The organism is Variovorax sp. SG517 (genome assembly GCF_013376045.1).
GTDB lineage: Bacteria > Pseudomonadota > Gammaproteobacteria > Burkholderiales > Burkholderiaceae_C > Variovorax.
The window spans coordinates 246,038-259,168 of sequence record NZ_JABMJG010000003.1; the positions used below are offsets into that span (position 1 = coordinate 246,038).

General features: G+C 69.0%; 12 protein-coding genes. 4 read left to right on the plus strand and 8 right to left on the minus strand.

The annotated features are described in order from the left end of the window. Nucleotides 1–59: 59 nt before the first annotated feature. From FHT32_RS10640 to FHT32_RS10650, 3 genes are all read left to right on the plus strand, one after another. The gene (locus FHT32_RS10640; protein ID WP_176664595.1) at nt 60–956 is read left to right on the plus strand and encodes a dienelactone hydrolase family protein; all 897 of its coding nucleotides are present in this window, start codon (nt 60–62) and stop codon (nt 954–956) included. A 118-nt stretch (nt 957–1,074) separates the two neighbouring features. Beyond that, entirely contained in the window at nt 1,075–1,986 is a 912-nt protein-coding gene (locus FHT32_RS10645; protein WP_176664596.1) for a ZIP family metal transporter, read from the plus strand. Between the two features lie 113 nt (nt 1,987–2,099). Then, complete coding sequence (locus FHT32_RS10650) at nt 2,100–2,303, plus strand: hypothetical protein (RefSeq protein WP_176664597.1); 204 nt, start codon at nt 2,100–2,102, stop codon at nt 2,301–2,303. A 33-nt stretch (nt 2,304–2,336) separates the two neighbouring features. On the opposite strand, the gene FHT32_RS10655 is transcribed toward FHT32_RS10650, so the two are convergent. From FHT32_RS10655 to FHT32_RS10690, 8 genes are read right to left on the minus strand one after another with little or no spacing between them, the layout of a single operon-like run. After that, nucleotides 2,337–3,797 carry a D-aminoacylase gene (locus FHT32_RS10655; RefSeq protein WP_176664598.1) on the minus strand — a complete coding sequence of 487 codons (1,461 nt, stop codon included), beginning with the start codon at nt 3,795–3,797 and terminating at the stop codon, nt 2,337–2,339. Between the two features lie 16 nt (nt 3,798–3,813). Further along, nucleotides 3,814–4,806 carry an ABC transporter ATP-binding protein gene (locus tag FHT32_RS10660; protein ID WP_176664599.1) on the minus strand — a complete coding sequence of 331 codons (993 nt, stop codon included), beginning with the start codon at nt 4,804–4,806 and terminating at the stop codon, nt 3,814–3,816. Beyond that, on the minus strand, nt 4,803–5,834 hold the full coding sequence (locus FHT32_RS10665) for an ABC transporter ATP-binding protein (protein ID WP_176664600.1): 1,032 nt from the start codon (nt 5,832–5,834) through the stop codon (nt 4,803–4,805). The genes FHT32_RS10660 and FHT32_RS10665 overlap by 4 nt, the downstream gene beginning before the upstream one ends. 13 nt (nt 5,835–5,847) lie before the next feature. After that, a complete protein-coding gene (locus FHT32_RS10670) occupies nt 5,848–6,768 on the minus strand; it encodes an ABC transporter permease (protein WP_256098957.1) in 921 nt (306 codons plus the stop codon). Between the two features lie 7 nt (nt 6,769–6,775). Next, entirely contained in the window at nt 6,776–7,711 is a 936-nt protein-coding gene (locus FHT32_RS10675; protein WP_007831166.1) for an ABC transporter permease, read from the minus strand. A gap of 19 nt (nt 7,712–7,730) precedes the next feature. Beyond that, on the minus strand, nt 7,731–9,323 hold the full coding sequence (locus FHT32_RS10680; protein ID WP_176664601.1) for an ABC transporter substrate-binding protein: 1,593 nt from the start codon (nt 9,321–9,323) through the stop codon (nt 7,731–7,733). Nucleotides 9,324–9,381: 58 nt separating this feature from the next. After that, a complete protein-coding gene (locus FHT32_RS10685; protein ID WP_176664602.1) occupies nt 9,382–10,833 on the minus strand; it encodes a M81 family metallopeptidase in 1,452 nt (483 codons plus the stop codon). Nucleotides 10,834–10,884: 51 nt separating this feature from the next. Beyond that, nucleotides 10,885–12,042, minus strand: coding sequence for an FAD-binding oxidoreductase (locus tag FHT32_RS10690; protein ID WP_176664603.1), 1,158 nt, complete (start codon nt 12,040–12,042; stop codon nt 10,885–10,887). 203 nt (nt 12,043–12,245) lie between these two features. Between FHT32_RS10690 and FHT32_RS10695 the strand changes: the two genes are divergently transcribed. Next, on the plus strand, nt 12,246–12,992 hold the full coding sequence (locus FHT32_RS10695; protein ID WP_176664604.1) for an XRE family transcriptional regulator: 747 nt from the start codon (nt 12,246–12,248) through the stop codon (nt 12,990–12,992). Nucleotides 12,993–13,131 lie beyond the last annotated feature (139 nt).

A 13,131-nucleotide genomic window follows, 5' to 3' on the forward strand; every position in this document is an offset into this window, starting at 1 on the left:
GCGTGCGTTTTTCCATGGCGCAACGTCCCTTGTACGACGATCCAACCGGAGCCCACTACATGCCTCTCGACGACAGCCGTTCCGACTTCGACTCGCTTCGCCCCGGCGAAAGCACAGAGCAGGGCGCCACGCGCCGCACCGCCCTCAAGGCCGCCATCGGCGTGGGCTACGCGGCCGCGGTGATGCCGGTGATGGCGCAGACCGCCATCAGCACCCCGGCCGATGGCCTGAAGGCCGGCCCCATCAAGTACGCCGTCGGAGACTTCGAGGTGCCCGCCTATGCAGCGGCGCCCGCCGGCAAGACCGGCCTGCCCGTGATCCTGGTGATCCAGGAAATCTTCGGCGTGCACGAATACATCGCCGACACCTGCCGCCGCTTCGCCAAGCTCGGCTACCTGGCCATCGCGCCCGAGCTGTATGCCCGCCAGGGCGACCCGCGCGGCTACACCGACATCCCGAAGCTGCAGGCCGACATCGTCAGCAAGGTGCCCGACGCGCAGGTCATGGCCGACCTCGACGGCGCCCTGGCCTATGCCAAGGCCAACGGCGGCGACACCAGCAAGGCGGGCATCACCGGCTTCTGCTGGGGCGGTCGCATCGTCTGGCTCTATGCGGCCACCGGCAAGGTCAAGGCGGGCGTGGCCTGGTACGGCCGGCTGGTCGGCCAGGCCAGCGAACTGACGCCGAAGCATCCCGTCGATGTGGCCGCCGGCCTGCAGGCGCCGGTGCTCGGCCTCTACGGCGGAAAAGACCAGGGCATCCCCCTTGACACGGTTGATAAGATGAAAGCAGCTCTGGCCAACGGAACTCCGGCGGCCAAGGCGTCGAGCTTCGTGGTGTATCCGGAAGCAGGCCACGCGTTCCATGCCGACTACCGCCCCAGCTACGTCAAGAGCGCGGCGGAAGACGGCTGGCAACGCGCCGCGGCCTGGTTCAAAGCCAATGGCGTCGCCTGAAGACGGCGCCCTGTAGCCACCCCCGCCGAAGGCCGTCGAATGACGGCCTTTCTCTTTTTATGAACGGACAACGGCCGCCGGAACTTCTCCGGGAGCCGTCTTTCTTGCGCAAGCAGCTATGAATTTGATAGTCATCATCGTGGCGACCCTGGTTGCCGGTATCGGGAGCGTCTGGCTCGCGGCCCTCCTGCTGAAGGTGGGCGTGCGAAGCGGCTCGGGCGGCGTGAACCCGCAGCACCTGCTGAGCCTGGCGGCCGGCGCGCTGCTCGCCACGGCCTTCATGCACCTGCTGCCCGAGGCCTTCGAGAGCCGCATCGAGCCGGCGCTGCTCTTCGGGGTGCTGCTGTTCGGGCTGGTGTTCTTCTTCCTGCTCGACAAGGCCGAGCTGTGGCACCACGGCCATGAACACCACCACGGCGGCGGGAAGGACCACGGGCACGCGGGCCACGACCATCACCACGGGCACGGCCACGATCATGGCCACGACCACTCCCATGCGCACGACCAGGGCCCCCGCACCGGCGGCTGGGCCGTGCTCACCGGCGACAGCGTGCACTGCTTCGGCGACGGCATCCTGATCGCCTCCGCCTTCACCGCCGATCTGCGCCTGGGCCTGGTGGCCGCCCTCGCGGTGCTGGCGCACGAGATTCCGCACCACATCGGCGACCTGGTCGTGCTGCGCCAGAGCTCGGCCAACCAGCGCGCGGCACTGGTGAAGGTGTCGCTCGCCGGCACCATGACCGCGCTGGGCGGCATCGTGGGCTGGTGGCTGGTCGATCAGCTGCACGGCCTGCTGCCGTACTTCCTGGTGCTGGCCGGCAGCAGCTTCGTCTACGTGGCGCTGGCCGACCTGATTCCGCAGCTGCAGAAGCGCCTGCCGGCGCGCCAGACGGCCGCGCAGATCCTGTGGCTGGCGGCGGGCATCGTGCTGGTCACGCTGGTGAGCCGCCTGGCGCACGGCGAGCACGGGCACGACCACGGCCATGACGACCCCGGCCACGGGGAGCATGGGCACGTGCACAAGGACTGATCTTCCGGACCGGCGGGAAACTTTCCGACACCGACGCCTCGCGCCGGATGAACCGGAACGGCCGAAACAGGCGCACCATAGGGGGCGTGTCAGAAACAAGCCGAGGAAAGATCATGAATGCCACCGCGCGATCCGCTTCGCCCGCCGAAGACGATGAGGACACCACGCCCGCCGACGATTTCGAGGAACCCGAGGACGATATCTCCGATGACCTGTCGGAGGAAACGGGGATCGATCTCACCGACGCGAGCGAACTCGACGCGGACAACGTGCCAGCCGACGAAGAGTTCGACCGGGTGATGAACGCGCCCGACTGAGCGCGCCCACCAGGCCCACCAGGCCCACCAGGCTCAGGCAGCCACTTTGCGCCGCGTGATCACCTGCCCGTTGCGCACCCCGCAGTGCGCCCCGTTGCGCCAGGTCAGGGCGCCGTTCACGATGACCGCGTCGATGCCTTCGGCCGGCTGCATCGGCGATTCGTAGTTTGCGGTGTCGCGCACCGTCGCGGCATCGAAGATCACCACATCGGCGTGGTGGCCCGGCTTCAGCGTGCCGCGCTCGTGCAGGCCGAAGTTGCGGGCGGTGAGCCCGGTCATCTTCCAGACGGCCGTTTCCAGCGGGAACAGGCCCACGTCGCGGCTGTAGTGCCCCAGCACGCGCGGGAAGGTGCCCCACAGCCGCGGATGCGGCTTGTCGCCCAGCGGGATGCCGTCGGAGCCGATCATGGTCTCGTCGAAGGCGAGGATGCGCTGCACGTCGTCCTCGTCCATCATGAAGTAGATCGCGCTGCCGGGCTGCAGCCGCTTCGCCGCTTCCTCGCCCGAGACGCCCCATTCGGCCGCGATGTCCTTCAGGTCGCGGCCCGCGCATTCGGGGTGCGGCACGCTGGAGGCGATGAGCACGCGGCCTTCCATCATCCCGCGGTCGGTGCGGATCATGGTGGAGCCGGCCGTGTAGGGGTAGCAATCGAGCCCGATGCACTGGTGCTTCATCGCCTCCTGGATGAAGGGCAGCGTGACCTTCGTCTTGCCGAAGTTGCGCGTGTTCTGCACCTTGTGATGCGACACCACCACCGGAATGCCCAGCGCGCGGCCGATGTGGAAGGTTTCCTCCAGCGACTCCATCACGCGGTCGCTCTCGTCGCGCATGTGGGTCACGTACAGCGCCTTGCGCGAGGTCAGCGGGCGGCCGACCTCGATGATCTCCTCGGTCGTCGCTTTCACAGCGGGCGGGTAGAAGGTGCCGGTCGACAGGCCGATGGCGCCGGCCTGCATCGCTTCCTCGACCATCGCCTGCATGGCCTTGATCTCGGCCTCGTTCGCGGGGCGGTCGAGGTCAGCCATGGCTACCGCGCGCAATGTCGAATGGCCCACCATCGCCGCCACGTTCACCGACGAAGGCGCGGCGCGCAGCGCATCGAGGTACGCAGCGAAGCTGGTGAAACGGCCTTCGGCGGGCGAATCGAGCAGGCTCAGCGGCATCGGCAGGTCCATGTCGGCGCGCAGCGGCGCGGCGCTGATGCCGCAGTTGCCCGCCACCACCGTGGTCACGCCCTGCGACACCTTGAAAGGCATCTGCGCCTGCGAAAGCACCGCTTGGTCGTCATGCGTGTGCGAATCGATGAAGCCGGGCGCGACGATGCGGCCCGTGGCGTCGATCGTCTGTTCCGCCGTGTGGCCGGCGAGCTTGCCGATGGCCACGATGCGATCGCCGACGATGCCGACGTCGGCGTCGAAGCGCGGCGCCTTGGTGCCGTCGATCACGGTGCCGCCGCGGATCAGCAGTTCGTAGTGGGGGAGCTTTTCGGACACGGGAGGAATCCTTTCTTCAGCGGAAATGGCAGGCGACCAGGTGGCTTCCGGTCGCGGACGACGAAGGCCGCTCGCTCAGCTCCGGCGCCTTCTCCTTGCACACGGCCTGCGCCATCGGGCAGCGGGTGTGGAAGCGGCAGCCCGAGGGCGGATTGGCCGGGCTCGGCGGATCGCCCTGCAGCAGCATGCGGCGCGCCGGCGTGCGCGGATTGGGCACCGGCACGGCCGACAGAAGAATCTCGGTGTAAGGATGCAGCGGCGCCGAGAACAGCGTGTCGCGGTCGGCGATCTCGACGATGTGGCCGAGGTACATCACCGCCACGCGATGGCTGATGTGGCGCACCACCGCGAGGTCGTGTGCGACGAAGAGGTACGCGATGCCGAACTCGGCCTGCAGGTCCATCAGCAGGTTGACCACCTGCGCCTGCACCGACACGTCGAGCGCCGACACCGGCTCGTCGCACACGATCAGCTTCGGATTCAGCGCAAGGGCGCGCGCGATGCCCAGGCGCTGGCGCTGACCGCCCGAGAATTCATGCGGGAACTTCTTCACCGCTTCGGGCCGCAGCCCGACGCGCGAGAAGAGCCACTGCACCCGTTCGCGCCGCTCGGCGGCCGCGCCCATGCCAAAGTTCCGCAGCGGTTCCGTCACGATGTCGCCGGCCGTCAGCCGAGGGTTCAGCGAGGCATACGGGTCCTGAAAAATGATCTGCAGGTCGCGCCGGCGCATGCGCATGTCCTCGGCGGAGAGTGACAGCAGCTCCCGGCCTTCGAGCTGCACCGAGCCCGAGGTAGGCTCGACCAGCCGCATCACCGACTTGGCCGTGGTCGTCTTGCCGCAGCCCGATTCGCCGACCAGCGACAGCGTCTCGCCGCGTGCGACGTCGAAGGAGACGCCGTTCACCGCCTGGATCGGAGGCCTGGCCGGCCGCAGCCAGCGCTTGGGAGTGGTGTAGTGCTTGCGCAGGTCACGCACCTTCAGCAAGGGCGTTGCAGCGGTTGTCGTCATGCGGCGATCTCCTCGGCACCGGCCCAGTTTTCCTCGACGGCGAAGCAGGCCACGACATGGTCGCCGCCTTGCTGCGTCAGCCGCGGCGTTTCGGCGCGGCAGCGTTCGCGCGCCTGGCTGCAGCGTGCCGCGAAGGCGCAGCCGCGGCCCAGTTCGTGCGCGGCCGGCACCAGCCCCGGAATCTCGGTGAGCCGCGTGCTCGCGGTGTTCATGGCGGGCATCGAGGCCATCAGCGCGCGGGTGTAGGGGTGCAGCGGGCGGTCGAACAGGTCGATCACGTCGGCTTCCTCCACCTTCTTTCCGGCGTACATGACGACCACGCGGTCGCAGCTCTCGGCGACCACGCCAAGGTCGTGCGTGATCATCACCACGCCCATGCCCAGCTCCTTCTGCAGCCGCTTGATGAGGTCGAGGATCTGCGCCTGGATCGTCACGTCCAGCGCGGTCGTCGGCTCGTCGGCGATCAGCACCTCGGGGTTGCAGGCCAGGGCCAGCGCGATCATCACGCGCTGGCGCATGCCGCCGGAGAGCTGGTGGGGGTATTCGTTCACGCGGCGCTCGGGCTCCGGGATCTGCACCACGCGCAGCATCTCGACCGCGCGCTTCATCGCGTCGGCGCGGCTGGCCTTCTGGTGCAGCTGCACCGTCTCGGCGATCTGCCGGCCCACGGTGAGCACGGGGTTCAGCGATGTCATCGGCTCCTGGAAGATCATCGAGATGCGGTTGCCGCGGATCTGGCGCATCTCGCGCTCGCTCAGCCGCATCAGGTCGGTGCCGCGCAGTCGCACCGCGCCCATGTGGCGGCCGGGCGGCGTGGGCACCAGCCGCAGGATCGACAGGGCGGTCACGCTCTTGCCGCAGCCCGACTCGCCGACAACGCCGAGCGTGCGGCCCGCGCGCACCGTGTAGGAAACGCCGTCGACCGAGCGCACCACGCCGCCGGGCGTGAGGAAGTGCGTGCGCAGGTCGTCGACTTCGAGCAGCGGCTCGCCGGGAGCCAGCGCTGCGTGGGACATGGCGATGGTCATGGGGCTGCCTCGCTCAGAGTTGGCGCGCCAGGCGTGGGTCCAGCGCGTCGCGCAGGCCGTCGCCCAGCAGGTTGATGGCCAGCACCGTGGCCGCCAGCAGCAGGCCCGGGTACAGGATGATGTGGAACGCCACGGCCACGAAGTTGCGGCCCTCGGCCATCATGTTGCCCCAGCTCGGCGTCTGCGAAGGCACGCCCACGCCGAGGAAGGAGAGCGCGGCCTCGGTCAGCACGGCGGCCGCGGCCACGAAGGTGGCCTGCACGATCAGCGGCGCCACGGTGTTCGGCAGCACGTGGCGCACCAGGATCACCGGAAGGCGCGTGCCCACCGCATGCGCGGCCTCCACGAAGAGCTGCTCGCGCAGCGTGAGCGCCAGCGAGCGCACCAGCCGCACCACGCGCGGAATCTCCGGCACCGTGATGGCGACGATCACCGTCGTCAGGCTGGCGCGCGTGACCGCCATCAGCGCGATGGCCAGCAGGATGCCCGGTATGGCCATGAGCCCGTCCATCACGCGCATGATCGGCCCGTCCGCCCAGCGCACGAAGCCGGCCACCAGCCCGAGCGCGACGCCGAAGAAGGTGGCCAGCAGCGCCACCGACGCGCCCACGATCATCGACACCCGCCCGCCCCACACGGCGCGGCTGAACACGTCGCGGCCCAGCGCGTCGGTGCCGAACCAGTGCTCGGCCGAGGGCAGCTGCATGCGCGCGAGCGGGTCGATGTCCTGCGGGTCGTGCGTAGCGATCCAGGGCGCGGCGATGGAAAGCGCCGCCACCGCGATCAGCAGCAGCGCGCCGATGATCAGCGTCGGGTGCTTGCGCAGCCAGCGCAAGCGCGGCGGCCCGAAAGGCGGCTCGACCGGCGGTGCGACTTCAGCGGTGGCGGGCGTCGCGGGCACGTCGATGTCGCTCATGGGAAGTACGGAGGACATGGGTGGTTCAGTACTGGATGCGCGGATCGAAGAGCCGGTAGCTCAGGTCGATCAGCAGGTTGATCAGCACGTACACGCCCGCCGACAGCAGCAGCACGCTCTGGATCACCGGGTAGTCGTGCCGCTGCACCGAGTCGATCACCAGCCGGCCCACGCCGGGAATGGCGAACACCGTCTCGGTGACCACCACGCCGCCGATCAGCAGCGCGATGCCCGCGCCCACGGTGGTGGCGATGGGAATGGCCGCGTTGCGCAGCGCATGGCCCAGCACCGGCAGCACGCCCAGGCCCTTGGCGCGGGCGGTGCGGATGTAGTCCTCGTGCAGCACTTCGAGCACGGTGGCGCGCGTCATGCGCGTCACCAGCGCGATGTAGACCAGCGCGAGGTTCACGCAGGGCAGCACCAGCGAGCGCAGCCACTCGCCCGGGCCCTCTGCGAAGCGCACGTAGCCCTGCACCGGAAACCACGGCAGCTGGATCGCGAAGCTGTAGACCAACAGGTAGCCCACCAGGAAGACGGGCACCGAGAAGGCCAGCACCGCGAAGAGCATCACCAGCCGGTCGATCCAGCTGCCCGCGCGGTAGGCCGCGAGCGTGCCCAGCGGCACCGACACCACCAGCGTGATGAGCATGGTCAGCGCGGCGATCGACACCGTGGGTTCCAGCCGCTGGCCCAGCAGCTGCGTGACGGGCATCTGCGTGAAGATCGAAGTGCCCAGGTCGCCGGTGAAGAGCTTGCCGATCCACAGCCCGAACTGCTGCCACAGCGGCAGGTTCAGGCCCAGCGCGGCGCGCAGCTTCTCGATGTCTTCGGTGGTGGCGAGGTCGCCCGCGATGAGTGCGGCCGGGTCGCCCGGCGAGAGGTGGATCAGCAGGAACACCACCACGGCCACCACCGCCATGACGGGCAGGGTCGCGATGAAGCGTCGAACGATGTAGCCCATGGCGGTGCCCCTCCGGCCCTTACTGCCTGTCGAGCGCCCAGACCGTCGGCATGCCGGACCAGAGCTTGTCCAGGCCCTTCAGGCTGGTGCGCGCGGCGAAGGCGGCCGAGTACTGGCCGGCGTTGATGTACGGCACGGCCTCGTAGGCGCGGGCCTGGAAGGCGTCGAGCAGCTCCTTGCGCTTGGCGGGAACGGTTTCCTTCAGCCAGGCGGTGCGCAAGTCGTCCAGCTGCTTGTCGCAGGGCCAGCCGGGCAGGGTATTGCCGCAGGCCGCGCTCAGGTAGGCGTTGCTGATGGGCGAGTTGGCGTCAAATTCGCCGGCCACGGTGACGTAGATGTTCCAGCCGCCGGCGTCGGGCGCATCGCGCTTGGCGCGGCGTGCGCCGATGGAGGCCCAGTCCATGGTCTGGGCATCGACGTTCAGGCCGATGCTCTTCATGGTCTGTGCTGCCATCAGCGCCTCGGCGTTCAGGTAGGGCACGTCGCTGGGTACCAGCAGCACCACCTTCTCGCCCTTGTAGCCGGCGTCGGCGAGCATCTTCTTGGCCTTGGCGACGTCGGCCTTGCGGTAGGGCTCGGCGCCGGCCGCGGTGTCGTTGGGGCTTCCGCAGATGAAGTAGGTGGCGCAGTAGGCCATGCGCATGTCCAGCGGGAAGCCCATGGCCGCCATGAAGCGCTCCTGGCTCACGGCCTGCAGCAGTGCCTGGCGCACCTTCGGGTTGTTGAAGGGCGCATGCAGCTGGTTCATCACCAGGAAGCCCTGGTAGGCGCCGCCGGAGCCGATCTTCACGCCCGTATCGGTGCGCAGCGGCGCGATGTAGTCGGGCGGCAGCTGCTCGATGATGTCGACCTCGCCGCGCTTGAGAGCGGCCACCGCGCTGTTGGCATCGGGCAGGTAGAGCCACTCGACGCGGTCGAAGTTGCTCTTCTTGCTGCCGGCCAGTCCGCTCGGCGGTTCGCTGCGCGCCACGTAGTTGGGGTTGCGCACGAACACGGCCTTGTTGCCCGGCACCCATTCGTCGCGCTTGAACACGTACGGGCCGGAGCCCAGCACTTCGGTCAGCGGCGCGGTGGCGGGCATCTTGGCCAGCCGCTCGGGCAGCACCACCGGCGGAAAGCCCGAGGGCTTGGCCAGCGCGTCGAGCACCATGCCGAAGGGCTCGTTGAGCGTGAGCGTGAAGCTGCGCGCGTCGGTGGCCTTCCACTCGGCGCCGCTGGCCGTCATGGCGCGGCCGAGGCTGTCGCGCGCGGCCCAGCGCTGCAGCGACGCGACCGCGTCGGCCGAGGTGACGGCGCCGCCGTCGGAGAACTTGAGGTTGGGGCGCAGCGTGAAGCTCCACTGCTTGCCGTCCTTCGAGGCGTTGTACTTCTCCACCATCTGCGGCTGCGGCTTGCCGCTCGCGTCCTGCGCGAAGAGGGTGTCGTACACCATGTAGCCGAAGTTGCGCGAGATGTAGGCGGTGGTGAAGGTCGGGTCGAGGATCTTCAGGTCGGCATGCGCCACCACCTTCAGCGTCTTGGGCTGCGGCGTCTGGGCATGCGCGGGAAGGCTCGCCGCGAAGGCGGTGGAAAGGGCCAGGGCGGCAAGAGCGCCAAGCGTCCGTCGTTTCATCGTCGGTTCTCCGGTGAGGGAAGGCAGCAGGAAAAAGAGGAGGCGAAAGAAGGGCGGCTCAGGCCGCGACGCCGATCGGCCACTTGGGCAGGCGGGCCTTGCGATAGGGCAGCGTGTTCAGGTCGAGCGTGACGGCGCCCGGCGCGCCTGCATAGATGACGTGCTTCGCCACCTTGGAGTACGAAGCGTAGAAGTGCTGCGACGACTTCACGACGATGATCTTCTTCGCGGCAAGGTCGCAGCCCAGTTGCGTGAACAGGTCGGTGCCCATCGCCTGGTTACGCAGCGTGATCAGCACGATTTCGATGCCGTTGGCCTCGACGAGCGCGCTGTCGCCCATCAGCGTGGGCGTGCCGGCCAGGCCGGTCATCACCAGGTCGTGCTTGAGCGCCTTCACGGTGCATTCGAGGTCGAGCGGGTCGCCCGACAGCGGACTGATCTTGCCGCCGATGCGCATCGGCAGCTTCGCGCCCACGCCGGCGTCGAAGGCGATGCGCACCGCGATCGGGTCCCACAGCGGGCCCAGCGCCGCGTTGGCGATGCCGCGTTCGGCCATGCGTCGCAGGATGAATGTGGAGTCGCTCGCGGCGCCGCCGCCGGGGTTGTCGGCACCGTCGGAGATCACCACCGGGCCGCCGTCGAAGGCCAGGGCCTCGTCGAGCGATGCATCGATGCCGGGGTAGTTCACGGTGAGGCCGTCGCGCATCGCGATGACCTCGTCGGCGAGCTGGCGCGCCAGCATGTCGGCCTTCGCCTTGTCGCCGTCGGTGTAGACCAGCACCTTGGTGCCCATCTCGGGCACGTCGCCCCACGAGAAGCCGTGCGTGAGCGAGATAGAGAGCACGCCGTCCTTGCCTTCGAGCGACTGCATGCGCTCGACGAAGCCGCGCGCCGGCTGGCGCGAGGTGTGGACGGTGACGATCATGTCGCAGTCGACCACCGCCGCCACCGGCCGCACCTTGCCCTCGACCGTGGCGGCGCAGATGTCGACCAGCTCCAGCCCGCGCTCGAGCACGTCGGTGTGCGGGTACTCCTTGAAGGAGATCATCACGTCGGCGTTGGAGATCATCTCGGGCGTGAGGTGGTTGTGCGGATCGAGCTCCGCGCCGATCACCACGTCGGGCCCGACGATCTGCCGCACGCGCGCCAGCAGGTCGCCTTCGCAGTCGTCGTAGCCGTCGGCCACCATCGCGCCGTGCAGGCCGAGCAGCACCATGTCGACCGGCAGCACCGCGCGCAGGTCGTTCAGCAGTTCGTCGCGCAGCGTCTCGTAGGCGTGGCGCGTGGTGGTGCCGCTGGGTTGCGCGCCGGCCACCATGCCTTCGAACAGCGTCCAGCCCTTGTCGGCGCCGCGCATGCGTGCGGCCCACAGCGGGCCCGAGAAGAGCGTCATCGCCTCGGGGTGCTTGCCGGCGGGGAAGTAGCCGCGGTCCTTGAAGGAGGCGAGGCCCGTCGGCATCGGGCCGAAGGTGTTGGTTTCGGTGGCCAGGGAAGCACTGAAGACGCGCATGGTCGGACCTCGTGGAGTGGTTCTGTGTGTGTGGGAGAAAACAGGCCGGGCTCAGCCCGCGGCCGCGCGCAGCCGCTGCGGGCCCAGCATTTCCGCCGTGAGCCCGAAGGAGGCGATGCGCTCCGGCAGCGGCAGCCCGCGTGCGAGCGCGGCGCAGGCCTCGCCCATGGCGGCCGAGGTCTGGATGCCGTAGCCGCCCTGTGCCGCGACCCAGAAGAAACCGGGCACGCCGGGCTCGAAGCCGCCGACCAGGTCGCCGTCGGCCACGAAGGAGCGCAGGCCGGCCCAGGTGCGCGTGGGGCGGCGGATGGTGAGCGTGGTCGCCTCCTCGATGCGGTGCATCGCGATGGCGATGTCCATCTCCTCGGGCTGCACATCCTGTGGCTCGACCGGGTCGGCATTGGCCGGCGAGCCGAGCAGCATGCCGGCGTCGGGCTTGATGTACCAGCCCTCGTCGGCGCCGAACACCATGGGCCAGTGCGCCACGCTCTGGCCCTCGGGCGGCGCGAAGATGAATGCGGAACGCCGGCGCGGCTCGATGCCCAGCGGCGGCACGCCGGCCATGCGCGCGATGGTGTCGACCCATGCGCCGGCGGCGTTGAGAACCACGGGCGCTTCGTAGACCGCGCCGCCGGCCTCGACGCGCCAGCGCTCGCCCACGCGCTCGATGGCTGTCACGCCCGCGTCGCACACCAGCTTGCCGCCCGCGCGACGCATGCCGCGCAGGTAGCCCTGGTGGATGGCGTGCACGTCCATGTCGGCGGCGTCGGGCTCGTACACGGCGCCCAGCACCTGCTCGGGGCGCAGCGCGGGCACCATCTCGCGCGCCTGCTCGCCGCTCAGGCGGGAGGCGCCGGTGTCCATGGCGCGCAGCACTTCCCAGTGGGCTTCGAGCTCGGCCATGTGCTCGGCGCCGGCGACCATCATCGCGCCGCGCGGGGTGAGCAGCGGATGCTCGCTGAAGCCTTCGGGCGGATGTTCGAGGAAGGCGCGGCTCGCCATGGTGAGGGCGCGCACCTGCGCGGTGCCGTAGCTTTCCATGAAGAGGGCGGCGGACCGGCCGGTGGAGTGGTAGCCCGGTTGCGATTCGCGTTCGAGAAGGATCACGCGTGCGTGCGGGGCGAGCCAGTGGGCCACCGAGGCCCCGGCGATGCCGCCGCCGATCACGAGGAAGTCAGCCACGATGGGCTCTGGAGTGCTGGAAGTCATCGGCGAAAAGTGTAGGAAGAAATTTGCGGATACGCAAATTGATTCGAGGGTACCAAGGGGAAACCATGGTGCACCGCATCGGTGAAATTTGCGCTAACGCAATTTGCGCATACGCAAATTCCGGGCCCGCGTCATGCGGGCCGTCATGGATGGCGCAGGCGCCGGCTGGCAGAATCCACCGGCATCACAAGAGAAAGCCAAGCGTGAATCCACACACAGGGACCAAGACGGGCACGAAGCCCAGGGACGAGCCGCCCACGCTGGACCGCGTCACCTTCGGCAACCGCCTGCGCACCGCGCGCAAGCGCTTCGGCTGGACGCTGGCGCAGCTGGCCGAGCGCTCTGGCGTGTCGATCACCACCATCTCGCGCGCCGAGCGCGGACAACTCGCGCTGGGCTACGAGAACTTCACCGCGCTGGGCCGCGCGCTCGAGATGGACATGAATGCGATGTTCGCCGGCGCCGGCGTCAAGCCCGCGCAGCTCGACGGCCCGGTGGTCACGCGCTCGGGCAAGGGGGTGGTCTACAAGGGGCTTTCCATCGCCTATGAATTCCTCGGCACCACGGCGGCGGGCAAGCAGATGAGCCCCATCGTCGGCACGGTGCACGCGCGGCAGATCCACGGGCCGGAAGACTTCGTGCGGCACGCAGGCGAGGAGTTCGCCTATGTGCTTTCGGGCGAGATCGAGGTGCACTTCGAGAACGGCGAGGTGGTGCACATGGCGCGCGGCGACTCGCTGTACTTCGACAGCCGCCTGGGCCACGCATACATCAGCGTGAGCCGGCAGCTCGCACGCATCGTCGGCATGACCATCGGCGAGAGCGGGCACATGAAGTCGGCGCGCGAGGGCGAGGCGCGCAGCATGCCGGTGCCGGCCGCGGGCAAGCCTGCGAAGCGTCCGGCCAAGGCTTCCGGGAAGCCGGGGAAGGTAAAGGGCGGACAGCCCTGACCTGATGCTGCGGGACCGGCCGGTCCCGAGCTGGATATCGATTTCCGCGAACTCCCATGCCGGCACCCGGCAAGGAGAGTCATTGATCGATTCGCGTAAAACCTTAGTCCGCGAATTTCCAAAAAAGAGGCGTTGCCCG

What these genes read in the sequence shown, in the direction of transcription:
- FHT32_RS10640 (WP_176664595.1), top strand. Translation starts at nt 60, where the DNA reads ATGCCTCTCGACGACAGCCGTTCCGACTTCGACTCGCTTCGCCCCGGC.
- FHT32_RS10645 (WP_176664596.1), top strand. Translation starts at nt 1,075, where the DNA reads ATGAATTTGATAGTCATCATCGTGGCGACCCTGGTTGCCGGTATCGGG.
- FHT32_RS10650 (WP_176664597.1), top strand. Translation starts at nt 2,100, where the DNA reads ATGAATGCCACCGCGCGATCCGCTTCGCCCGCCGAAGACGATGAGGAC.
- FHT32_RS10660 (WP_176664599.1), bottom strand. Translation starts at nt 4,806, where the DNA reads ATGACGACAACCGCTGCAACGCCCTTGCTGAAGGTGCGTGACCTGCGC.
- FHT32_RS10665 (WP_176664600.1), bottom strand. Translation starts at nt 5,834, where the DNA reads ATGACCATCGCCATGTCCCACGCAGCGCTGGCTCCCGGCGAGCCGCTG.
- FHT32_RS10670 (WP_256098957.1), bottom strand. Translation starts at nt 6,768, where the DNA reads ATGTCCTCCGTACTTCCCATGAGCGACATCGACGTGCCCGCGACGCCC.
- FHT32_RS10675 (WP_007831166.1), bottom strand. Translation starts at nt 7,711, where the DNA reads ATGGGCTACATCGTTCGACGCTTCATCGCGACCCTGCCCGTCATGGCG.
- FHT32_RS10680 (WP_176664601.1), bottom strand. Translation starts at nt 9,323, where the DNA reads ATGAAACGACGGACGCTTGGCGCTCTTGCCGCCCTGGCCCTTTCCACC.
- FHT32_RS10685 (WP_176664602.1), bottom strand. Translation starts at nt 10,833, where the DNA reads ATGCGCGTCTTCAGTGCTTCCCTGGCCACCGAAACCAACACCTTCGGC.
- FHT32_RS10690 (WP_176664603.1), bottom strand. Translation starts at nt 12,042, where the DNA reads ATGACTTCCAGCACTCCAGAGCCCATCGTGGCTGACTTCCTCGTGATC.